The organism is Paraburkholderia sp. NMBU_R16, assembly GCF_013282575.1.
GTDB lineage: Bacteria > Pseudomonadota > Gammaproteobacteria > Burkholderiales > Burkholderiaceae > Trinickia.
Genome location: NZ_JAAAYE010000016.1, coordinates 33513 through 55773, shown reverse-complemented (window position 1 = coordinate 55773; position 22261 = coordinate 33513). Strand labels below are relative to the sequence as shown.

Sequence of the window (22261 nt, the reverse complement as noted above, 5' to 3'; positions counted from 1 at the left end):
CTCAGCGGGCGGCGAACCTGACCGGCTCGCCGGCCTGCTGCGTCGCATAGTCGGAAAGCGCGGCATAGAACTCCGTGCCGTTGCGCGTATCGCGCCACTCGCCGTCGATATACCTGAAGTGAAAACCGCCGGCTTTGGCCGCGATCCAGACTTCTTGCATCGGCGGCTGCAGGTTGACGATGATCTTCGAGCCGTTCTCGAATTCGAGCGTGAGGACGTTGCCGTTGCGCTCGGCCTCGATGTCGGCGTCGATATCGTCGAGTGCCGCTTCGACGGCGGCCAGCACGGCCTCCGCGCGGCTCAGGTAGTCACTGTCGCTCATGCTAAACTCCGGCGCTTAAACCTATTTCACAGGCCAATTCAAAGACAGTCATGCGAGTCGTCTTCAGGATGAGCGCGATTGTAGCGGCTTTGGCCGTTGCGACAAGCGTGTCGATAGCGGGATGCGGGCAGCGCGGGCCGCTTTATTTGCCGACCGTCCCCCCGCTGCCGGCGAAACCCGTCGAGCATACCGAGCCGTACTCCGAACGCTCGCCCGACGCGCAGCCGGCACCGGACGATTGCGGATCGAAACCGTTGATGCTCGCACCGGCCGACCAACTCGGCGGCGCGGCTTCGGGCGCGCGCGCCCCGTCGCCCGCAAGCGCCGCCTCGGATACTGCCCCAGGCGCCAACCAGTAATACACCGATCCCACTCGTCGCATGTCAGATTCCGCCTTCCATTACGTCGATGGCGTGTTGCACGCCGAAGGCGTCAGCGCCGTCTCGCTCGCCGAGCAGTTCGGCACGCCGCTTTACGTCTATTCGCGCGCCGCGCTGACCTCGTCTTACGAAGCCTATGCCCGCGCCTGCGTCGGCCGTCGTGCCGCGATTCATGTGGCGGTCAAGGCCAACAGCAATCTGGCCGTACTGAATGTCTTCGCGCGGCTCGGCGCAGGCTTCGACATCGTCTCGGGCGGCGAGTTGGCCCGCGTGCTCGCCGCCGGCGGCGATGCCGCAAACGTCGTTTTTTCGGGTGTCGGCAAAAGTGTCGGAGAAATCCGCGAAGCGCTGGCCGCCGGCGTGAAGTGCTTCAACGTCGAATCGATCCCGGAACTCGATCGTCTCGATGCGGTCGCGGGCGAACTCGGCATGAAGGCACCGGTGTCGCTGCGCGTGAATCCCGATGTCGATCCGAAGACGCATCCGTACATCTCGACGGGGCTCAAGGCGAACAAGTTCGGTGTGGCGTTCGACGACGCCGTCGCAACCTACCGACGCGCCGCGGCCATGCCGAACCTCGAAGTGGTCGGCATCGATTGCCACATCGGTTCGCAGATCACCGAAATCGCGCCGTATCTGGATGCGCTCGACAAGCTGCTGGAACTCGTCGCGGCGATCGAAGCCGATGGCATTGTGATTCGTCATATCGACGTCGGGGGCGGCCTCGGGATCCGGTACGACGATGAGACACCGCCCGATACGACCGTTTTCGTGCGCACGCTGCTCGATCGGATCGATGCGCGCGGACACGGACATCGCGAGGTGTTCTTCGAGCCTGGCCGCTCGGTGACAGGCAACGCGGGGGTATTGCTCACGCGGGTGGAATTTCTGAAATCAGGCGCTGAAAAGAACTTCGCGATCGTCGATGCCGCGATGAACGACTTGGCGCGCCCCGCGATGTATCAGGCGTTTCACGCAATCGAACCTGTCGTTCGGCGCAGCGACGCGCCATGCGTCTACGATGTCGTCGGCCCCGTGTGCGAAAGCGGCGACTGGCTCGGGCGCGACCGTGCACTGGCTGTTGCGCCGGGCGATTTGCTCGCGATTCGCTCGGCCGGGGCATATGGTTTCGTGATGAGTTCGAATTACAACACGCGACCACGCGCGGCAGAAGTGATGGTGGATGCCGGCAATGCGTATCTGGTTCGCGCACGCGAGACCGTCCAGGCGCTTTTCAGCTCCGAGACGGTGCTTCCGCGTTAAAGGCTGAACGCGCAAAGACGGGCACGCGCACTGCATGGGTGCGAAACTCGCGCGGCCCGCTCAACGCGTACCGTGTCGCGCCACCCACTGCGCTCTCATCCAGGCAAGCAACCGCCAGCCCAGCAGCGCGAGCATGATCGCACCGTAAAGTTTCGGCAGCGCCAGATCGTGCTTGCCGGCCTTCATCCACCAAAAGTGCAGGATCGCGAGTGCGCCGATGACGTACACGGCGCGATGCAGTGTCTGCCAGCGCCGCCCCAGCTTGCGCACGGCGGCGCGCGGCGAGGTCGCCGCCAATAAGATCAACAGCACGAACGCGGCGAAGCCGACGGTGATGAACGGCCGCTTGCCGATATCCTTCGCCACCTCGGCAAGATCGAACCACTTGTCGAACCAGATATAGGTAATGAAGTGCAGGGTCGCGTAAAAGAACGCATAGAGCCCAAGCATGCGGCGAAACCGCTGTAGCGCATTGATGCCCGACAACTTGCGCAGCGGCGTCACGGCGAGCGTGATGCAAAGAAAAACGAGCGTCCATAATCCGGTCGACCATGTGATGAACCGGATCGGATCGGCTCCGAGCCCGTCGGTGAATCCCAAGAACATGAGTCGCAAGAGCGGATACCAGGCAGCGATGAACACTGCCGCTTTCGCGGGTGCGATCCAACGCTCGCCCTTGCGCGGCGATGCCGCGGCGCGTCGCGTCGCGCGCGTTGCCGTGGCGTCGGCGCGGCGGTTCAAGGTCGGAGTCTCGGTCGTCATGATGGTGGCATTCAGAAGTATTTGCGCAGGTCCATGCCCTGGTACATCGACGCGACGAGACTGCCGTAGCCGTTGAACATCAGCGTCTTGCGCTTCGGCGTGAAGAAACCATCCTCGCCGATGCGCCGCTCCGTGGCCTGACTCCAGCGCGGGTGATCGACGGTGGGATTCACGTTCGAGTAGAAGCCGTATTCGTTCGGCGCGTAGGTGTTCCAACTCGTCGGCGGCTGTTTCTCGACGAAACGGATCTTGACGATCGATTTTGCGCTCTTGAATCCATATTTCCAGGGCACGACAACGCGTATCGGTGCGCCGTTCTGGTTCGGCAGCACTTGCCCGTAAAGCCCAACGGTCAAAAGCGTGAGCGGATTCATCGCCTCGTCCATGCGCAGCCCCTCCGAATAGGGCCACTCGAGAATCGGATCAGCCAGCCCCGGCATCTGCGAGGCATCCGAAAGCGTGATGAATTGCACGTACTTCGCATTGCCCGTAGGCTGCGCCCGCTTCACGAGTTCGGCGAGCGGATAGCCGATCCAAGGAATCACCATCGACCACCCTTCCACACACCTGAGCCGGTACACGCGCTCTTCGAGCGGCGCGAGCTTGAGTAGCTCGTCGATGTCGTACACCTTGGCGTTCTTGACTTCGCCCTCGACGCTGACACGCCACGGATGGGGTCGCAGCGTACCGGCATTGCGCGAGGGATCGGCTTTATCCGTGCCGAACTCATAGAAATTGTTATAGGTCGTGATGTCTTTGTAGGACGTCGCTTTGTCCGGGACGACGAACTTTGCGTTCGTGACGGCCGCGAGCTTTCGGGCGCGGGCGTCAGGCGACGTATAGGCGGCGAGCGCATCCGCACTGATGCCGAGCAGACCGCCGGCCCCTGCCACACCCGCCGCCATGCCGGTCGCCGCCCGCAGGATCCGGCGCCGATTCTCAAACACGGCGCGCGGCGTAATCTCGCTCGGTGAAATGTCCTGACCGGCGACGAGAATGCGTTGCTGTCGTTTGATCCACACGATGACTGCTCCATGAAAGCGTCGGTCCGTCCGATCGGCCCGTCGCTTCTATATACCGTTCGCGCGCGCAACCGGATGCATCGAAATAAACGGACGATTTGCGCCGCATGAGCGCGAAGCGCCCGCCGAAGCACCCGCTCGGGGTCGAAAAAAAACCGCCGGTGAGCCACTCGGCGGTTTTTTCGAACCCAGCGGCGCACGCGCTTACACGCCTACAGTTTGCCGTAACTATGCAGCCCCGACAGGAACATATTGACGCCAAGAAATGCGAACGTCGTCACGATGAGGCCCGTCAACGCCCACCAGGCGGCAACCGAGCCCCGCAGCCCTTTCATTAGACGCATATGGAGCCAGGCGGCGTAGTTGAGCCAGACGATGAGTGCCCAGGTCTCCTTCGGGTCCCAACTCCAGTACCCGCCCCATGCCTCGGCGGCCCACAGCGCGCCGAGAATCGTCGCAATCGTGAAAAATGCGAAGCCGACCGCGATCGACTTGTACATGACGTCATCGAGCACCTCGAGCGCAGGCAGGCGATCGGCCAGCACGCCGCGCTCCTTGGCGAGATAAGCCACGCCGACCATGGCGGACAGCGCGAAGCTGCCATAACCGATGAAATTCGCCGGCACATGGATCTTCATCCACCAGCTTTGCAGCGCGGGCACGAGCGGCTGAATCTGCTGAGCGTCGCGCGCGATCGAATACCACATGAGAAATCCGACCGCGGCGCTGATGACGAGCAGCACGAACGAGCCGAGCGCTCGCGTGCCGTAATGCTGTTCGTAATACAGATAAAAGAGCGCGGTGATCAGACAAAACAGCACGAACACTTCATAGAGGTTCGAAATAGGAATGTGCCCGACGTCCGCACCGATCAGGTAGGACTCGTACCAGCGCACCATCATGCCGGTAAAGCCCATCAGCACCGCGAACCAGGTGAGCTTCGAGCCGATCGCCGCACCGGACGGCGAGCGCGAAAGCAGGCCGATCCAATAGAACAGCGTGGCGAGCACGAAAAGCGCGCTCATCCAGAGAATGGCGGACTGGCTCGATAGAAAATATTTGAGAAGGAACGCCCCCTCGGCACGTGTGAGATCGCCGTGATAGAGCGAGATCGACGACACCGCGAACACTGCGATGGCTGCCATCAAAAGCCGAGCGGGCTTCCAGCGCCACCCCAATACGACGAGTGCCGGCACCGCGCCGACGAGGACGAGCTTGTCGTAGTAGTTCATGAACGCGTGATAGCGCGAGAGCGCAAGTCCCGCGCCCGCGACGAGCGCGGCAGCGAACAACCAGTCGATGGCGGTGAGCCGTCGCAAAAACGAACGCTCGTCCAAGACATTGCCGGCAGGGCGAGCCGTTGCGGGCCGGGAGCGGGAAGCGTTGGTCAGATCCATGATGTTACCGAGTAAGATCGTCGGCACCGGGAGGCGGTGCGCTTGCTATATCGTGAGCGGCCGCGCCGAGCGTGGCGCCCACCGTATCGCGCGTTTGCGCGAATTCCTTGTCGAAGTCGAGCGTCTTGCGCGCGGTCGACATCGCCATGACCACGGACACGCCCGTGGACGTTTCCTTGAGCCAAAGCCAGAGCCGTCGCTCGCGGACATAGAACATCGAAAAGATGCCCACCACGAGCAACAGGCTGCCAAGATATACCACTTTCTTGCCCGGCGCGCGCGTCAGCTGGAACACCGACGCCTGCACCTGCTTGAACGAATCGAGCTGCAAATAGACCGGGGCGCCGTACAGGAAGCTGTCCGACAGCGCGTTGATGGAGCTTTGCACGAAGCGGCTCGCGGCGGCATCGGCGCTCGCATCGGGCTCGCCCGCACCTTCGCGCGCCAATTGCCAGAGCTCCCACATCGATCCCTCGAGCATGCGCAGCAACAGCGATGCGGCCTTTTCCTGCTCGCCTTTCGGCACCGACTGATCGATGAAAGTCGCGATGGCCTGAAAGCCCGCGTTCGCTTGACCTGCGGGCGTCTTGCCCCCGCCCTCGCCGGGCCCGGCAAACAGTGACAACACGCGCTGCGCGCTTTCCTGCAAGTGCTGGCGCAGTTCCGGGTTCTGATCCGCCACGGCCCGGCGCGCGAACCGTTCGGCTGCCTGGGTCCGCAGCGCAGGATTCTCGAGCGCGGCGCGCAGCATCATCCATTCCTTGACCGTGCCCGCCTGATCGGCCGGAATGCGCAAATAGCGGAACGGATCGTCGGGAGCGAGGCGCACCCCGGCAAGAAACATCCGCTCGCCGTCGACGTCCACCGGCAGCATGTAGTTGTTGAATTCACGCGCCTGACCATCGCTGCCCCGGACCTTGTACTGCACCGATGGGCCGACGTTGCGCAAGTTCACCGGCTTCGAGCTCTTTGCACCCGAGCCCAGCCGGTTCTCGAGAAACTGCTCGACCGGATGCTGAGCGGCGACACCGCGCACGTCCGTCTTGCCGGAGCCGTTGGTGACGTTTTCGACGTTGATCGCCCGAAAGTCGGAGAATTCGATCGTCTGGCCGGCCGCGTCGGGCATCGACGCAGGAAGCGGGGCCGAGCCCCCGATCGCGCCGTGCACCGGGACCGTCGCGACGGTTGCGCCGACCATCGGCCACGCCGTCATCGTCATCTGCGAGCCGCCGTCCTGGAAGCTCGACTGGTAGATCGAGACACCGTCGTACGCGAACGGCTTGTTGACTTCGATACGCGCCGGCACGCGTGCGCCGGTCTTATGGTCGATGATGACGATGTCGCTCGCGAACAGCTTCGGCATGCCGGTCGAGTAGTAATCGACGATGAACTTGTCGAGCTGGATCGAGAACGGCAGGTCCTGAATCAGCGAACCGTTGGGTTGGTTCAGGATCGCTGTGGACACATGTTGCCCCTCGGGCACCCACGCATAGCCGCGAAACGTGGGATTGCCGGTCGAGAGTCGATGCTCCGGTCCAATCTCGCTGATGGTGCTGTTGCTCGTGACCGGCGTCTTGCCGAAGAGCCACATCTGGAATTTGATCGGCAAGTTGCTGTCGAGCAATCCTCCGATACAGATCACGACGATCGCGAGGTGCGCAAAGATGTAGCCGATCTTCGCGAGCGAGCCTCGCTTGGCCGCAATCAGCGTGGCCTCGCCGCTCTCGCGTACGACGTACTTGTAGCCGATTCTGCCGAGCAACGCACCGAGAAGCCCGGCCGCTTCGGCGCGCGTACCGCCGCACGCGTATTCCGCCTTGTGATGAAACGCGCGCAGGCTACCCTCGCGCACTTTGTCTTTCCAGCTCTTCGCATCGGCAATCATCTTCGGCGCGTTGCGCACCACGCAAAGCGAAATCGAGACGATCAGAAAGCCCAGAATGAGCATGAACCACCACGCGCTATAGACCGTGTAGAGGCTCAGCCCGCGGAAGATATCGGCCCAGAACGGGCCGAACTGATTGACGTAGTTCGGGTAAGGGTCATCCTGCGTGAGCACCGTGCCGACGATGCTCGCGATCGCGAGCACGACAAGCAGCGCGATCGCGAAACGCATCGAGCTCACGAGCTCCACGGCGCTTCGCAGCGTGCGCCGTTCCGATTTCAATTCATAACCCGACGTGGTGACGCTCATTCCAACTCCAACTGCCAGCAAAAAAGGGTAGGGCCGCCGACGACACGACGCCCCCACCCTTTTTTTGTTCTTGCCGCGTCCCGCCGCGCGTGTCGCACAGCGGAGCGTCAAATGTAATGCGGCGCGTACGCGTCAATGCAGGCCGGCCATGTAATCCGCCACCGCTTTCATTTCGGTGTCGGTCAGCCGCGAGGCGATCGGCTGCATGACATCGTTCTTGCGCGTTCCTTGCTCGAACGCGGTGAGCTGCGCATGTGTGTAATCGGCCCATTGTCCCGACACGCGCGGAAATTGCACGGGAATGCCCTGCCCGGTGGGCCCATGGCAACTCGCGCAAGCGGGTACGCCCTTGTCTGCAACGCCGCCCCGGTAAATCTTCTGCCCCAACGCCACCGTCGCGGCGTCGCGCGCCGCGCCGCCCTTCGGCGTTTGCGAGGCGAAATACGCGGCGACGTTCGCCATATCCTGGTCCGACAGCGATGCGACGATGCCCGCCATCACCGGGTTTTGCCGCACCGCGGCTTTTTCGCCCGGCTTGACCTTGAAGTCCTTCAACTCCTTCAACAGGTACTGCTCGTGCTGCCCGGCCAGCTTCGGAAACGCCGCGCTGGCACTGTTACCGTCCGCTCCATGGCACGCTACGCACACGCTCGTTGCGATCGCCTGCCCCTTGTTGGCATCGGGCTTGAGCGCTTCCGCCGCGCTTGCTCCGGTCGCCACACCCATCAAACCTGCCGCTACGACTTCAAGGACCACCAAAGACTTGCACAGTCGATTCATTCGCACACCCGGTTTCGTCTTTTGAGAATTGAGTGTCCCGAAGCCCATTCGCGGCGCAAGCAAGCAATCTCCCCTTGGGGCTGCAAGCGGTTGCCCAGCGGCCCGGTCAGTTCCTCGAGAGGTTTCGGAAAAACGACGGCGACCGTCATTTCCGCCGCAAAAAAACGCCTGCAGCGTCATGTCCATACGGGCTCGAAAGGCCGTGCGAAGCGCGTGCTGGCGGCCTCGTCCGGTCTTCGGCCAAACCGTCGTATTGTACAATACCTCGCTATGCGCCAAGACGCCAGTCGGCTGCACCCTGGGCGCTTGCCCCCACTTTTCGGTCTCGCTCGACCGCCCACCTCTTCCGCCATGGCCTTTTTGCTGCATCAAGCCCGCTTTTTCACGACCGTCAACCATCTGCGCGACCTGCCCAGCACAGTCACGCCGGAGATCGCGTTCGCCGGCCGCTCCAACGCCGGCAAGTCGACGGCCATCAACGTCCTTTGCAACCAGAAGCGGCTTGCCTTCGCGAGCAAGACGCCCGGGCGGACGCAGCATATCAATTATTTCGGCGTCGGGCCCGCCGACGAACCCGTGGGCTATCTCGTCGATCTGCCCGGCTACGGCTACGCCGAAGTGCCCGGAGCCGCGAAGGCCCATTGGGAGGCGCTGCTCGCCAGCTACTTGCAAAGCCGCGCCCAGTTGCGCGGCATGATCCTCATGATGGATTCGCGGCGTCCGCTGACCGAGCTCGATCGCCGCATGATCGAGTGGTTCGCGCCGACCGGCAAACCGATTCACACGCTGCTCACGAAGTGCGACAAATTGACGCGCCAAGAGGGCACCAATGCGCTGAGGGCCACGCAAAAAGGGCTCGCCGAATATCGCGACGCGGGCTATCGCGGTGAGCTCACCGCGCAACTCTTTTCGGCGCTGAAACGGACGGGGCTCGAAGACGCTCATGTCGTCATCGAGGGTTGGCTGGCGGCATCCGAACGAAGTTCGTAGAAGTTCGTAGAAGCCGCCTTGCGCGGCGCTATCTCAAAACCAGAAAAAAACCCGCCGGACCTCGGCGGGTTAAACAGCCTAATCGAAAAACGACAGGCACCCGCTCAGGGAGGAGAAGCGGGGAGCTCCGCGCCAGGCGCGTTACTCGATCGCTATCATATACCATCGTGCAAAGACTAGCGTCCGGGCAGGCTCGCGCTCCCTGCAAACTGTCCGAAAAACGATTGGGGCCGGTTTTCCCGGGATTTAGACGAACTTCGAAGCGGTTCTCGACAAACACCATGAGCTTTTATCCGCATCATCGTCCGCGCCGGATGCGACGGGACGACTTCTCGCGCCGCCTCATACGCGAGACCGTATTGACGACCAACGATCTCATTTACCCGGTATTCATCGTCGAAGGTTCGAACGTCAGGCAGGCGGTGCCATCGATGCCGGGCGTCGAACGCCTATCGGTCGATCTGCTGCTCGATGTGGCGCACCGGTGCGTCGAACTGGGCGTGCCCGTGCTGTCGCTTTTTCCGGCCATCGAGCCTTCGCTCAAAACGCCGGACGGCCGCGAAGCGGCGAATCCGGAAGGATTGGTTCCGCGCGCGGTGCGGGAGATCAAGGCCCGCTTCCCCGAACTCGGCGTGCTGACCGATGTCGCGCTCGATCCGTACACGAGCCACGGCCAAGACGGCGTACTCGACGAAGCGGGTTACGTGCTCAACGATGAGACGGTCGAAATCCTCGTCGAACAGGCCCGCACCCAGGCCGAGGCCGGTGTGGACATCCTTGCACCGTCCGACATGATGGACGGCCGCATCGGCGCACTGCGCGAGATGCTCGAAAGCGAGGGTCGCATCCACACTCGGATCATGGCCTACGCGGCGAAGTACGCATCGGCCTTCTACGGGCCGTTCCGCGACGCCGTCGGCTCGGCGACCAACCTCGGCAAGAGCAACAAGATGACGTACCAGATGGACCCGGCGAACTCGGACGAAGCGTTGCGCGAAGTCCGCCTCGATATCGAGGAAGGTGCCGATATGGTGATGGTGAAACCCGGTATGCCTTATCTGGACATCGTGCGGCGTGTGAAAGACGAGTTTCGCTTCCCCACCTATGTCTATCAAGTGAGCGGTGAATACGCGATGCTGAAAGCCGCTGCACAAAACGGCTGGCTCGATCACGACAAGGTGATGATGGAGTCGCTGCTCGCATTCAAGCGCGCAGGCGCCGACGGTGTGCTGACTTACTTCGCGCTGGACGCCGCTCGGTTGCTGCGGGATCAGCGCTAGCCGATCCGAGTTGCGCTACCGGATCGTCAGCGCGACTGACGATCCGCTCACCGGGAACGCCCGGTCCAGGCTGCGCAGAAATTTGTCGGCCGACTCATAGCCGACGACCCGCAAAACTTCCTTGCCGCCCGCATCGAAGAAAATGATCCCGGGCGGCCCGAATAGCGAAAAGCGCTTGAGAAGGGCCTGATCGTCGGCGTTATTGGCTGTCACGTCGGCGCGCAGCAGTTGCAACTGAGCAAGGCGCGCGCGGACCCGGGGATCGGCGAAGGTGAAGCGCTCCATTTCCTTGCAGCTGACGCACCAATCCGCATAGAAATCGAGCATCGCGGGACGTCCCGCCGCCTTGATCGATCGATCGAGCTCGGCCGAGCTTCGCACGGCTTGAAACGAGCGATCCAATGGCTGCTCCGTCGCCGCGGCAGAAGCACCGACACGCGCGGCGAGTACCGCAAGCGGGCGCAATGGGTCGGTGGATCCTGCGGCGAGCCCGACGATGAGCGCGGCCGCCCAGATGGCAAATGCGGCGCCGATGCCGCGTCCAAGACGCCGCCAGATCGAGACGGCGCTCGCATGCGGCGAAAAAAGACCGAGCGTCGCCGCGGCAAACAGCAGCCAGAGCGCGCCAAGCAGCATCTGCGCCGTCGCCGGCAAAACGGGCCAGACGATCCACAGCGCGGCCGCCAGCAATACGACACCGAAGAAGACCTTGATGCCCTCCATCCATCCGCCCGCGCGCGGCAGGAGTGCGCCGGCACCCAGGCCGACGATCAAAAGCGGCACGCCGAGCCCGATCCCCATCGAAAAGAGCGCCACCCCGCCAAGCAACGCGTTGCCTGTGTGGGCTATGAATGCGAGCACCGCAAACAGCGGCGCCGTCATACACGCACCCACTACCAGGGCCGACAAGGCGCCCATTGCGGCGACGGCGGCCAACTTGCCTCCCGGTCGCCGGTTCGATGTTTCGGATATCCGGTCATGCCAGCGCTGCGGCAACGCAATGTCGAGGCCGGCGATCAACGACAAGGCGAACAATGTCAGCAGCAGCGCAAAGGCGCCGAGGACCCACGGATTTTGCAACCACGCTCCAAGGCTCTGCCCGACGAGCGCCGCGGCGATACCGAGCGCCGTATAAACGAGCGCCATGCCGATCACATATGACAGCGACAGCGCAAATCCGCGCGCGTGCGTGACGCGATGCCCCTCCCCGATGATGATCGCCGAGAGGATCGGGATCATGGGATACGAGCAAGGCAGCAGACTCAGCACGAGACCCGCGAGAAAGTAGAGGCCGACCGTTGCCGCGAAGCCACCGCCTTGCAGCAGCGAGTCCGCATAGTCCGCGCTCGTGAGCCGGTCATACCAGGAAGACGACCCGCCGTTTCCAGCGGTGCCCACGGGCGCGGGTGCGACCGTTGTGCCCGCGCCCGGTGCGCCCGACTGCAAGGCTGCGCCGCTCACCCGATAGACGTGCGTATCGGGCGGATAGCAGATCCCGGCGTCCGCACAGCCCTGCGAGGTCACTGCCAATTCGAACGGCCCACTCGCCGCTTTCACCGGCACATGAACGACGACGCTTTGCCGATAGGTTTCGACGTTCTTCTGGAAGGTCTGGTCGAATTTGACATGGCCGGCGGGCAATTGCGGTTCGCCGAGCGTCGCGGTTCCGCTCTTCACCGCAAACGCGAAGCGCTCCCGGTACAGGTAGTAGCCATCGGCAATCTGGAAACGAACGTCGACTGCGCCCGGTACCTCCGATGCGCTGAAACGAAACGCGGCCGACGGATCGAGAAAATCATCGGCGTGCACCGACGTGCCGAAGCTTGCCATCAAGCAAGCGGCCAGCGCGAGCGGAATCAGGAAGAGGAAGCGCGCGAGCGATCGTGCATGCGCGCCGGGCGATCTAAACATGGATTGGTCGATGAGTTTCGGCCACCACCCATTGCCCGTAAGCCGTCGAGGCGCTTGCCGGCCACGATACGATCTCGGGCGTCTCATAGGGATGGTGCTCCGCAATGAATTGCTCGAGCTCGAGCGCACGCGCGACGCTGGTCTTGAAGAGCAACTGGATTTCTTGAGCCGATTCCTTCTGCCCCTTCCAGCGATAACGCGAACGCAGCGGAGCCGATTCGGCAACGCACGCAGCCAACCGCGCATCGAGGACGGCATCCGCCAGCGCCTGCGCCGATGCGGCGTCTGGCAGCGTGGTCAGCATCAGAACGATTTCGACAGACACGGTCTCTCCAACAACGGCATACATGCTCGCATAATCGTACCACTGGCCGCTGTTCACCCGTCGATCGGCGCCGCACGCTCAGCCTTCGCACCGGGCGCGCGATAAAAAAAGGGCCAAGCTTCGCTTGACCCCTTTTTATCGCTGCCGCAATAGCTTCGCGGCGAAGCGTTGACGGACGGTTTATTCCGCGTCTTGCACTTCTTCGGCTTCCACCGGTTCCGGACGGTCGAGCAGCTCGACGAGCGCCATCGGCGCATTGTCGCCGACGCGGAACCCGAACTTCAGGATGCGCAGATAGCCGCCCGGGCGGTTCGCGAAGCGCGGACCGAGCACGTCGAACAGCTTCGTGACCGAATCGCGGTCGCGCAGGCGGTTGAACGCGAGGCGGCGGTTGGCGAGCGAAGGCTTCTTGCCGAGCGTGATGAGGGGCTCGACGACCTTGCGCAGTTCTTTTGCTTTCGGCAGCGTCGTCTTGATGACTTCGTGCTCGATCAGCGAGTTGGACATGTTACGGAGCATTGCCAAACGGTGGCTGCTCGTGCGGTTCAGTTTCCGCAGACCATGACGGTGACGCATCTCAGTTTCCTTGATTCGAAGTTTTGATCCAGCTCTTCTATCGTCGCGGCTTTCTCGAAGAAAAAGCCTGAGACACGGGCCGGTATGAAAAAGCAAGACGCGGATTTTAAAGGAAAATCCGCGCCGTTGCCAGTCAGCTTACTTGTCGAGACCGGCCGGCGGCCAGTTTTCGAGCTTCATGCCGAGCGTGAGACCGCGCGACGCGAGTACTTCCTTGATCTCGTTGAGCGACTTGCGACCGAGGTTCGGGGTCTTGAGCAGCTCGTTTTCGGTGCGCTGGATCAGATCGCCGATGTAGTAGATGTTCTCGGCCTTCAGGCAGTTCGCGGAACGCACCGTCAGTTCGAGATCGTCCACCGGACGCAGCAGGATCGGATCGATCTGCGGCGCACGCGACGGCGCTTCGGCCGCAGCTTCCGTTCCTTCCAGTGCAGCGAAGACGGCAAGCTGGTCGACCAGAATGCGAGCCGATTGACGAATCGCTTCCTCGGGCGAGATCACGCCGTTGGTTTCGATGTTCATCACGAGCTTGTCGAGGTCCGTACGTTGTTCGACACGCGCGCTCTCGACCGCATAGCTCACACGGCGAACCGGGGAGAACGATGCGTCGAGCACGATGCGGCCGATGATCTTCGCCGTTTCCTCGCCATACCGGCGCACGTTGCCAGGCACATAGCCGCGGCCCTTTTCGACCTTGATCTGCACGTCGAGCTTGCCGCCCTTCGAGAGGTGGGCAACCACATGGTCGGGATTGATCACTTCGCAGTCGTGCGGCAATTCGATATCGCGCGCCGTCACGAGGCCTTCGCCTTCCTTGCGCAACGTGACCGTCACTTCATCCCGGTTGTGCAGCTTGAATACGACACCCTTCAAGTTCAGCAGCAGATTGACGACGTCCTCTTGCACACCATCGAGCGTCGAATACTCATGCACGACGCCTGCGATCGTCACTTCGGTCGGCGCGTAGCCGATCATCGACGACAGCAGCACGCGCCGAAGCGCGTTGCCCAAAGTGTGGCCATAACCGCGTTCAAACGGTTCCATGACCACTTTCGCGTGGTTCTCGCCAAGCGATTCCACGGCGATGATCTTGGGCTTCAACAAACTGGTTTGCATAGGTTTTCCTTTTCAATACCCTCGGCTCGTTACACCGATAAGGCTGACCGGTAACAACCTGAAAATGAACAGCCGAGGCGCCCCCTTGCCTGACGCAATCGGGGTACCCCGGCCGTAAATCCGATTAGCGCGAATACAATTCGACGATCAGGCTTTCGTTGATATCGCCACCAATGTCGGCGCGCTCGGGCATCTGCTTGAACGTACCTTCGTACTTCTTGGTATCGACCGCGACCCAGCTCGGCAGACCGCTTTGCTCGGCGAGCGAAACGGCTTCGAGAATGCGAGCCTGCTTCTTGGCCTGCTCACGCACCGCGACGATGTCACCGGCCTTCACTTGCAGCGAAGGGATGTTCGCGACCTGGCCATTGATCGTGATGGCCTTGTGGCTCACGAGCTGGCGCGCTTCCGCGCGCGTGGAGCCGAAGCCCATGCGGTAGACGACGTTATCGAGGCGCGACTCGAGCAATTGCAACAGGTTTTCGCCCGTGTTGCCCTTGCGGCGATCCGCTTCCGCGAAGTAGCGGCGGAATTGGCGCTCGAGCACACCGTACATGCGCTTCACTTTTTGCTTTTCGCGCAGCTGGGTGCCATAGTCCGACGTACGTGCGCCGGAGGTGCGGCCGTGCTGGCCGGGCTTGCTGTCCAGCTTGCACTTGTCGGCGAGCGAGCGACGCGCGCTCTTCAGGAAGAGATCGGTGCCTTCACGGCGAGACAGCTTGGCTTTGGGGCCGGTATAGCGTGCCACTTTGCGTTCCTTCTGGGTTTGATCACGCGGACATGAAACTTTCCGCGCTAGTCCGGACTCGTCGGTCCGAACGGTGGACTTAGGATATCGAGATGCAAACAGCCTGCTGGCGCGATGAAGCGCCAACAGGCGTCGTACTTTCGCTCGCCTTAGATACGGCGGCGCTTCGGCGGACGGCAGCCGTTGTGCGGAACCGGCGTCACGTCCGAGATCGCGGTGATCTTGATGCCAAGACCATGCAGTGCGCGCACTGCCGACTCGCGACCCGGGCCGGGACCCTTGATCCGCACTTCGAGGTTCTTCACGCCGTATTCCATCGCCACGCGGCCAGCCGACTCTGCCGCAACCTGCGCCGCGAACGGCGTGGACTTGCGCGAGCCCTTGAAGCCTTGGCCACCCGAGGTCGCCCAGGCAAGCGCGTTGCCCTGACGATCGGTGATCGTGATGATGGTGTTGTTGAACGACGCGTGAACGTGAACCACGCCCTCGGCGACGTTCTTCTTGACCTTCTTGCGAACGCGTTGCGCCGCGGTGTTGTTCGAAGCCTTAGCCATTACGTTTTCCTGTAACTGTCAGTCCCGCTTACTTCTTCAGCGATTGCGCGGCACGGCGCGGACCCTTGCGCGTACGGGCATTCGTGCGCGTACGCTGGCCACGCAGGGGCAGCCCCTTGCGATGACGCACGCCGCGGTAGCAGCCGAGATCCATCAGGCGCTTGATGTTCATCGTCACTTCGCGGCGCAGATCGCCCTCGACGACAAACTTGCCGACTTCGTCACGCAGCTTTTCGAGATCCGCGTCCGTCAGGTCCTTGACCTTCTTCGAGTAGTCGACACCCGCCGCCTCGCAAATCCGGCGCGAGCGCGTGCGGCCGACACCGAAGATCGCCGTGAGGCCGATTTCGGCATGCTGGTGGTTCGGGATGTTCACCCCTGCAATACGAGCCATTGTTTTTCCTCAAACAAAAAGCGCAAGCAAAAGCGTCGGCGTTAGCCTTGACGCTGTTTGTGGCGCGGATCAGAGCTGCAAATCACGCGCACAACGCCTTTGCGCTTGATGATCTTGCAATTGCGGCAAATGCGCTTAACCGATGCCATCACTTTCATGATATTACCCTTTTTTCAAATCACTTCGCCCGGAACACGATCCGCGCACGCGACAGATCGTAAGGCGTCAACTCAACCGTCACCTTGTCGCCCGGCAGAATACGGATGTAGTGCATCCGCATCTTGCCCGAGATATGTCCCAATACGACATGGCCGTTTTCCAGCTTCACGCGGAAGGTCGCATTGGGCAGGTTCTCGATCACCTCGCCCTGCATCTGGATTACATCGTCTTTGGCCATAAGTCCTTTCAACGCATCGGGATGTTGCTGCCCTTGAAATTGGCTTTCTTGAGCAGCGATTCATACTGTTGCGACATAACGTACGACTGCACCTGCGCCATGAAGTCCATCGTGACGACGACAATGATCAGCAGCGACGTTCCGCCAAAATAAAACGGCACGTTCCAGCGCAGCACCAGAAACTCGGGCAGCAGACAGACGAACACGATATAAATCGCACCGGCCAGCGTCAGCCGCGTGAGGATGCGGTCGATATAGCGTGCGGTCTGATCGCCAGGACGAATCCCTGGAACGAAAGCACCGCTTTTCTTCAGGTTGTCGGCCGTTTCTCTGCTGTTGAACACCAGCGCGGTGTAGAAAAAGCAGAAAAACACGATCGCCAACGCATACAACAACACGTAGACGGGCTGCCCAGGCTTCAGCGCCTCCGCTACGTTGTGCAACGTCTGGTTGAACCAGCCGCCGCGCGAGCCCGAGCTGAACCAGTTCAGGATCGTGGCCGGGAACAGGATGATCGACGATGCGAAGATCGGCGGAATCACGCCCGACATATTCAACTTCAGCGGCAGGTGCGACGACTGCCCACCGTAAATCTTGTTACCGACCTGGCGCTTCGCGTAGTTCACGAGAATCTTGCGCTGACCGCGCTCGATGAACACGACGAGATAGGTCACGCCCGCAATCAGTGCCACGACGATGATCGCGGAAATGATGCTCATCGAACCCGTGCGCACCAGCTCGAAGAGCCCGCCGATGGCATTCGGAAAACCGGCCGCGATCCCACCGAAGATGATGATCGAGATGCCGTTGCCGAGCCCGCGCTCGGTGATCTGCTCACCGAGCCACATCAGGAACATCGTGCCCGTCACGAGCGTCACGACCGTCGTCAGCCGGAAGACCATGCCGGGATCGATCACGAGGCCCGGCTGGTTTTCGAGCGCAACGGCGATGCCGAACGCCTGGAACGTCGCCAGCAATACCGTGAAGACCCGCGTGTACTGCGTGATCTTCCGCTGCCCGGCCTGCCCTTCCTTCTTCAGCGCTTCGAGCTGCGGCGAAACGATCGCAAGCAGCTGCATGATGATCGACGAGGAGATGTACGGCATGATCCCCAACGCGAACACCGTGAACCGCGACAGCGCGCCACCCGAGAACATGTTGAACATGCCCAGGATGCCGCCGGATTGGCTTTGGAACAGCTTCGCCAACTGATCCGGGTCGATGCCCGGCACCGGAATATGCGCGCCGATTCGATAAACGACGAGCGCCAGCAGCAGAAAAACTGCTCGCCGGCGCAGGTCGCCGAACTTCGCTGCGCTTTTCCCGGTTTTTGCGAGACTCGGGCTGTTAGCCAAGTACCTTCTCCGATGCAAATACCATGACCGGCAATCGGCTTCTCACGCGAGCGAAAGCCAATTACTCGGCAAACGAGCCGCCGGCTGCCTCGATGGCCGCGCGAGCGCCCTTCGTTGCACCCAGACCCTTCACGACGATCTTGCGCTTGATTTCGCCCGTGGCGATGATCTTGGCGCTCTTCGTCAGCTCGTTGACGAGACCGGCTTGCTTGAGCGCGAGCAGGTCGATTTCGTCGACGGGCAGCGCTTGCAGATCGGCGAGACGCACTTCACCGACGAATTCCTTCGTCAGCGAGGTGAAGCCGCGCTTCGGCAAACGACGCTGCAGCGGCATCTGACCGCCTTCGAAGCCGACTTTGTGAAAGCCGCCCGAACGCGATTTCTGACCCTTGTGGCCGCGACCCGCAGTCTTGCCGAGGCCCGAGCCGATACCGCGACCGACGCGGCGCTTGGCGTGCTTCGCGCCTTCGGCCGGCTTCAGGTTATTCAATTCCATATTCAACTCCTCGAGTCCCTGGTCCGCGCTCAGTCGACGACCTTAACAAGGTAAGAAACCTTGTTGATCATGCCGCGCACGGCGGGCGTATCTTGCAGAACGCTAACCGAGTTGAGTCGGCGCAGGCCCAGGCCGCGCACCGTGGCACGGTGCGTTTCGCGGGTCCCAATCAGGCTCTTGACGAGCTGAACCTTGACAGTTTTTTCAGACATGGTGACCACCCAGGCATTAGCCCAAAATTTCTTCGACCGACTTGCCGCGCTTGGCCGCAATGTCACCCGGCGTCGACTGCTTGCGCAGACCGTCGAGCGTCGCACGAACGAGGTTGTAAGGGTTCGTCGAACCGTGGCTCTTGGCCACGACGTTCTGAACACCCATCACGTCGAACACGGCGCGCATCGGGCCGCCGGCGATCACGCCGGTACCGTCCTTCGCCGGAGCGAGGAGGACCTTCGATGCGCCATGCTTGCCGTGCACTTCGTGCTGCAGCGTGCCGTTCTTGAGCGGCACCTTGAACATGTTGCGGCGAGCCTGCTCCATTGCCTTTTGCACGGCAACGGGCACTTCCTTCGCCTTGCCCTTGCCCATGCCGACGCGGCCATCGCCGTCGCCAACCACGGTCAGTGCGGCGAAACCGAGAATCCGGCCACCCTTCACGACCTTGGTCACGCGGTTGACCGAAATCATCTTTTCGCGAAGGCCGTCGTCGCGTTCGTCAGCCTGAACTTTCGCTTGCATCTTTGCCATGACGAATTCTTCCCTTAGAACTTGAGCCCGGCTTCGCGCGCCGCATCAGCCAGCGCCTTCACGCGGCCGTGGTAGCGGAAACCCGAGCGGTCGAAGGCGACGGATTCGATGCCGGCAGCCTTGGCTTTCTCCGCGATGCGCTTGCCGATCAGCGTGGCAGCGGCAACGTTGCCACCCTTGCCCGACTGGTCGGCCAGCTGAGCACGCACTTCGGCCTCGAGCGTCGACGCGCTGGCGAGCACCTTCGTGCCGCAGGGCGAAAACACTTGCGCGTAGATATGCGTGTTCGTGCGGTGCACGGCGAGCCGTGCGACCTGCAGTTCGGCGATCTTGATACGCGTCTGACGAGCGCGGCGCAGGCGAGATTGAGTCTTATCCATGATTGCGCACCCTTACTTCTTCTTCGTTTCTTTGAGGATCACCACCTCGTCGGCGTAGCGCACACCCTTGCCCTTGTAGGGCTCAGGCGGGCGATAGCCGCGCACTTCGGCAGCGACTTGGCCGACTTGCTGCTTGTCGATCCCCTTGATCACGATTTCCGTTTGCGAGGGCGTTTCCGCCTTCACGCCTTGAGGCATCTGGTGCACCACCGGGTGCGAGAAGCCCAGCGACAGGTTCAGCTTGTCGCCTTGCGCTTGCGCACGATAACCGACGCCCACGAGCGTCAGCTTGCGCTCGAAACCTTTGGTGACACCGTGCACCATGTTCGCGACGATGGCGCGCATCGTGCCAGACATCGCATTGGCTTCACGGCTTTCGCCGACCGGCTCGAACTTCAGGAAGCCGCCGTCGACGACGATGTTCACGAGCTTGTTCAGCGCTTGCGAAATCGTGCCGAGCGGGCCCTTCACCGTGACGAAGCCATCGGCGACCTTCACTTCGGCGCCGTTCAGCGCGACCGGGCTTTTACCTACTCGAGACATGTTTCTTCTCCTCTTTCGGCGTTAAGCGACGTAGCAGATGACTTCGCCGCCGACGCCATTGGCGCGCGCCTTGCGGTCCGTCATCACACCCTTGGGCGTCGAGACGATCGCCACACCGAGGCCATTCATGACCTGCGGAATGTCGTTGCGACCGCGGTACACGCGCAGACCAGGCTTCGAGACGCGTTCGAGGCGCTCGATCACCGGACGGCCCGCGTAGTACTTCAGCCCGATATGCAGATTCGACTTCACACCGTCCGACTTCACAGCGAAGTCTTCGATATAGCCTTCGTCCTTCAGGACCTGCGCAATCGCCACCTTCACTTTCGACGAGGGCATCGTCACCGAGACTTTCTCGACCATCTGCGCATTGCGGATGCGAGTCAGCATATCGGCGATAGGATCACTCATGCTCATTTATGTTTCTCCTATTACCAGCTCGCCTTGGTGAGGCCGGGGATCTCGCCGCGGAACGCGATTTCACGAATCTTGTTACGCGCCAGTCCGAATTTGCGGAACGTGCCGCGCGGCCGACCCGTGATCGCGCAGCGATTGCGCTTGCGCGTCGGGTTGGCGTTGCGGGGCAGTTGCTGCAGCTCGAGGCGAGCCGCATAGCGCTCTTCTTCCGACTTGCTTTGGTCGTCGATGATCGCCTTCAGCGCCGTGCGCTTCGGTGCGAACTTCGCCGCAAGGCGGGCGCGCTTCTTTTCACGTTCGATCAGTGCCAGTTTAGCCACGGTAACCTCAATTTCTGAACGGGAACTTGAAGCTGGCGAGCAGTGCCTTGGCTTCGTCGTCAGTCTTCGCAGTCGTCGTGATGCTGATGTTCAGCCCACGCAGCGCGTCGATCTTGTCGTAGTCGATCTCGGGGAAAATGATCTGCTCTTTCACACCGATGTTGTAGTTGCCGCGACCGTCGAACGCGCGGCCCGAGATACCGCGGAAGTCGCGCACGCGCGGCAGCGCCACCGTGACGAAACGATCGAGGAATTCGTACATCGCGCGGCCGCGCAGCGTGACCATCGCGCCGATCGGATAGCCCTGGCGGATCTTGAAGCCAGCGATAGCCTTGCGCGCTTTCGTCACGACAGGCTTTTGCCCCGCGATCTTGGTCAGATCGCCGACGGCGTTCTCGATGATCTTCTTGTCAGCGACGGCTTCACCCAGACCCATGTTCAGCGTGATCTTGGTGATGCGCGGCACTTCCATGACGGACTTGTAACCGAACTTCTCGATGAGGCCGGGTACAACCTTTTCTTTGTAAAACTCTTGCAAACGAGCCATTTTTTCACTCCGCAGCGTCAGGCACCGAGCACGATACCGGTCGTCTTCAGGAAGCGGACTTTCTTGCCGTCCTCGACCTTGATGCCAACGCGCGAGGCCTTGCCGTTCGCGTCGACGAGCGCGACATTCGAAATATGCAGCGGCATCGTCTTGGCTTCCACACCGCCCGTCGTACCCTTCATCGGGTTCGGCTTCACGTGTTTCTTGACGAGGTTGATGCCTTCCACCGTCACGTTGTCGCCGCCAACGGCGAGTACGACACCGCGCTTGCCTTTGTCCTTGCCGGTAATGACGACGACTTCGTCACCCTTGCGAATCTTGTTCATCGCGACTCCTTACAGCACTTCCGGCGCGAGCGAAACGATCTTCATGAACCGTTCGCTACGCAACTCACGCGTGACCGGCCCGAAGATACGGGTGCCGATGGGCTCGAGCTTGTTATTCAAAAGCACGGCGGCGTTACCGTCGAACTTGATCAGCGAGCCGTCCTGGCGACGCACGCCCTTGGCCGTACGCACGACCACGGCGTTGTAGATTTCGCCTTTCTTCACGCGCCCGCGCGGCGTTGCCTCTTTGACGCTCACCTTGATGATGTCGCCGATGTTGGCGTAACGACGCTTCGAGCCGCCGAGCACCTTGATGCACATGACTTCACGCGCACCCGTGTTGTCGGCCACTTCAAGCCGAGATTCGGTCTGGATCATGGTTTACCTTTCCCAACTTAATCCGCCTGCACCACCATGGTTCAGCCGGTCAGTCTTGGTCCCGTCAGCCGCGCCGCTGTTACTACTAGGCCGCTTGGCTGTTTGGGTTGGAACAGCAGCAACGGCATCGGAAACCGCCATCGCAATCGAGTGAATCCTTCGCAACAGGCTGGCGCCCGCCGCCTCCCTTCCGGTTGGATCCGCCTCGCCCGCAACGGATCCCAAAAAGAGGGAAGACCGAGATTATATCAAACAATCCCGGCCTTGCAAGCTAAATTTGCTGCACTTTCAACGACTTCCGCAGCAGCCGCGGTGAGGCCTTCACAACCACCTCCCCGCCG

At 61.7% G+C, this 22261-nt stretch carries 30 protein-coding genes; 4 read left to right on the top strand and 26 right to left on the bottom strand.

Going from position 1 to position 22261, the window contains the following annotated elements:
- Position 1: 1 nt before the first annotated feature.
- Entirely contained in the window at positions 2-322 is a 321-nt protein-coding gene (gene cyaY / locus GWC77_RS10605; protein ID WP_173256864.1) for an iron donor protein CyaY, read from the bottom strand.
- A gap of 50 nt (positions 323-372) precedes the next feature.
- Here cyaY and GWC77_RS10600 point away from each other — a divergent pair, with 50 nt between their 5' ends.
- Both GWC77_RS10600 and lysA read left to right on the top strand, forming a co-directional pair.
- Entirely contained in the window at positions 373-681 is a 309-nt protein-coding gene (locus GWC77_RS10600) for a lipoprotein (protein ID WP_173256863.1), read from the top strand.
- 21 nt (positions 682-702) lie between these two features.
- Positions 703-1965 carry a diaminopimelate decarboxylase gene (lysA, locus tag GWC77_RS10595; protein WP_173256862.1) on the top strand — a complete coding sequence of 421 codons (1263 nt, stop codon included), beginning with the start codon at positions 703-705 and terminating at the stop codon, positions 1963-1965.
- A 60-nt stretch (positions 1966-2025) separates the two neighbouring features.
- Here the strand turns inward: lysA and msrQ are convergent, their stop codons facing one another.
- From msrQ to GWC77_RS10570, 5 genes are all read right to left on the bottom strand, one after another.
- Positions 2026-2727 carry a protein-methionine-sulfoxide reductase heme-binding subunit MsrQ gene (gene msrQ / locus GWC77_RS10590; protein ID WP_173256861.1) on the bottom strand — a complete coding sequence of 234 codons (702 nt, stop codon included), beginning with the start codon at positions 2725-2727 and terminating at the stop codon, positions 2026-2028.
- Positions 2728-2738: 11 nt separating this feature from the next.
- A complete protein-coding gene (msrP, locus tag GWC77_RS10585) occupies positions 2739-3749 on the bottom strand; it encodes a protein-methionine-sulfoxide reductase catalytic subunit MsrP (RefSeq protein WP_173256860.1) in 1011 nt (336 codons plus the stop codon).
- A 212-nt stretch (positions 3750-3961) separates the two neighbouring features.
- Positions 3962-5146 (bottom strand): c-type cytochrome biogenesis protein CcsB, encoded by a 1185-nt coding sequence (gene ccsB / locus GWC77_RS10580; RefSeq protein WP_173256859.1) that lies wholly within the window; start codon positions 5144-5146, stop codon positions 3962-3964.
- Between the two features lie 4 nt (positions 5147-5150).
- Complete coding sequence (locus tag GWC77_RS10575; protein ID WP_173256858.1) at positions 5151-7340, bottom strand: cytochrome c biogenesis protein ResB; 2190 nt, start codon at positions 7338-7340, stop codon at positions 5151-5153.
- Between the two features lie 132 nt (positions 7341-7472).
- On the bottom strand, positions 7473-8120 hold the full coding sequence (locus GWC77_RS10570) for a cytochrome c (protein WP_173256857.1): 648 nt from the start codon (positions 8118-8120) through the stop codon (positions 7473-7475).
- A 351-nt stretch (positions 8121-8471) separates the two neighbouring features.
- Between GWC77_RS10570 and yihA the strand changes: the two genes are divergently transcribed.
- A complete protein-coding gene (gene yihA / locus GWC77_RS10565) occupies positions 8472-9110 on the top strand; it encodes a ribosome biogenesis GTP-binding protein YihA/YsxC (protein WP_173256856.1) in 639 nt (212 codons plus the stop codon).
- Positions 9111-9391: 281 nt separating this feature from the next.
- Positions 9392-10390, top strand: coding sequence for a porphobilinogen synthase (hemB, locus tag GWC77_RS10560; protein WP_173256855.1), 999 nt, complete (start codon positions 9392-9394; stop codon positions 10388-10390).
- Positions 10391-10405: 15 nt separating this feature from the next.
- On the opposite strand, the gene dsbD is transcribed toward hemB, so the two are convergent.
- The 20 genes from dsbD to rplN form a co-directional block, all read right to left on the bottom strand.
- Positions 10406-12301: a protein-disulfide reductase DsbD gene (gene dsbD / locus GWC77_RS10555; protein ID WP_173256854.1), complete on the bottom strand. Its 1896-nt coding sequence runs from the start codon at positions 12299-12301 to the stop codon at positions 10406-10408.
- Positions 12294-12650 (bottom strand): divalent-cation tolerance protein CutA, encoded by a 357-nt coding sequence (cutA, locus tag GWC77_RS10550; protein WP_173256853.1) that lies wholly within the window; start codon positions 12648-12650, stop codon positions 12294-12296. The genes dsbD and cutA overlap by 8 nt, the downstream gene beginning before the upstream one ends.
- A 156-nt stretch (positions 12651-12806) precedes the next feature.
- Positions 12807-13202 carry a 50S ribosomal protein L17 gene (gene rplQ / locus GWC77_RS10545; RefSeq protein ID WP_173256852.1) on the bottom strand — a complete coding sequence of 132 codons (396 nt, stop codon included), beginning with the start codon at positions 13200-13202 and terminating at the stop codon, positions 12807-12809.
- A 138-nt stretch (positions 13203-13340) separates the two neighbouring features.
- Positions 13341-14318 carry a DNA-directed RNA polymerase subunit alpha gene (gene rpoA, locus GWC77_RS10540; RefSeq protein WP_173256851.1) on the bottom strand — a complete coding sequence of 326 codons (978 nt, stop codon included), beginning with the start codon at positions 14316-14318 and terminating at the stop codon, positions 13341-13343.
- 124 nt (positions 14319-14442) lie between these two features.
- On the bottom strand, positions 14443-15066 hold the full coding sequence (rpsD, locus tag GWC77_RS10535) for a 30S ribosomal protein S4 (protein WP_173256850.1): 624 nt from the start codon (positions 15064-15066) through the stop codon (positions 14443-14445).
- Between the two features lie 149 nt (positions 15067-15215).
- Positions 15216-15620 (bottom strand): 30S ribosomal protein S11, encoded by a 405-nt coding sequence (gene rpsK / locus GWC77_RS10530; RefSeq protein WP_017777173.1) that lies wholly within the window; start codon positions 15618-15620, stop codon positions 15216-15218.
- A gap of 28 nt (positions 15621-15648) precedes the next feature.
- A complete protein-coding gene (rpsM, locus tag GWC77_RS10525; protein ID WP_173256849.1) occupies positions 15649-16014 on the bottom strand; it encodes a 30S ribosomal protein S13 in 366 nt (121 codons plus the stop codon).
- A 41-nt stretch (positions 16015-16055) separates the two neighbouring features.
- Entirely contained in the window at positions 16056-16172 is a 117-nt protein-coding gene (gene rpmJ, locus GWC77_RS10520; RefSeq protein WP_004199844.1) for a 50S ribosomal protein L36, read from the bottom strand.
- 20 nt (positions 16173-16192) lie between these two features.
- Entirely contained in the window at positions 16193-16411 is a 219-nt protein-coding gene (infA, locus tag GWC77_RS10515) for a translation initiation factor IF-1 (RefSeq protein ID WP_004521905.1), read from the bottom strand.
- Between the two features lie 8 nt (positions 16412-16419).
- A complete protein-coding gene (gene secY, locus GWC77_RS10510; protein WP_173256848.1) occupies positions 16420-17766 on the bottom strand; it encodes a preprotein translocase subunit SecY in 1347 nt (448 codons plus the stop codon).
- 61 nt (positions 17767-17827) lie between these two features.
- Positions 17828-18262, bottom strand: coding sequence for a 50S ribosomal protein L15 (gene rplO, locus GWC77_RS10505; protein WP_173256847.1), 435 nt, complete (start codon positions 18260-18262; stop codon positions 17828-17830).
- A 29-nt stretch (positions 18263-18291) separates the two neighbouring features.
- The gene (gene rpmD, locus GWC77_RS10500; protein WP_217283238.1) at positions 18292-18474 is read right to left on the bottom strand and encodes a 50S ribosomal protein L30; all 183 of its coding nucleotides are present in this window, start codon (positions 18472-18474) and stop codon (positions 18292-18294) included.
- Positions 18475-18490: 16 nt separating this feature from the next.
- Entirely contained in the window at positions 18491-19009 is a 519-nt protein-coding gene (gene rpsE, locus GWC77_RS10495; RefSeq protein WP_173256845.1) for a 30S ribosomal protein S5, read from the bottom strand.
- Positions 19010-19023: 14 nt separating this feature from the next.
- Positions 19024-19389 carry a 50S ribosomal protein L18 gene (gene rplR, locus GWC77_RS10490; RefSeq protein WP_008923336.1) on the bottom strand — a complete coding sequence of 122 codons (366 nt, stop codon included), beginning with the start codon at positions 19387-19389 and terminating at the stop codon, positions 19024-19026.
- A 12-nt stretch (positions 19390-19401) separates the two neighbouring features.
- Positions 19402-19932, bottom strand: a complete 531-nt coding sequence (gene rplF / locus GWC77_RS10485; RefSeq protein ID WP_173256844.1) for a 50S ribosomal protein L6 — start codon at positions 19930-19932, stop codon at positions 19402-19404.
- Positions 19933-19953: 21 nt separating this feature from the next.
- Complete coding sequence (gene rpsH / locus GWC77_RS10480) at positions 19954-20349, bottom strand: 30S ribosomal protein S8 (RefSeq protein ID WP_173256843.1); 396 nt, start codon at positions 20347-20349, stop codon at positions 19954-19956.
- Positions 20350-20363: 14 nt separating this feature from the next.
- Positions 20364-20669 (bottom strand): 30S ribosomal protein S14, encoded by a 306-nt coding sequence (gene rpsN, locus GWC77_RS10475; protein WP_173256842.1) that lies wholly within the window; start codon positions 20667-20669, stop codon positions 20364-20366.
- Positions 20670-20676: 7 nt separating this feature from the next.
- Positions 20677-21216, bottom strand: a complete 540-nt coding sequence (rplE, locus tag GWC77_RS10470) for a 50S ribosomal protein L5 (RefSeq protein ID WP_173256841.1) — start codon at positions 21214-21216, stop codon at positions 20677-20679.
- A 17-nt stretch (positions 21217-21233) separates the two neighbouring features.
- Complete coding sequence (rplX, locus tag GWC77_RS10465) at positions 21234-21542, bottom strand: 50S ribosomal protein L24 (RefSeq protein ID WP_173256840.1); 309 nt, start codon at positions 21540-21542, stop codon at positions 21234-21236.
- Positions 21543-21551: 9 nt separating this feature from the next.
- Entirely contained in the window at positions 21552-21920 is a 369-nt protein-coding gene (gene rplN, locus GWC77_RS10460; protein ID WP_026229630.1) for a 50S ribosomal protein L14, read from the bottom strand.
- Between the last annotated feature and the right edge of the window lie 341 nt (positions 21921-22261).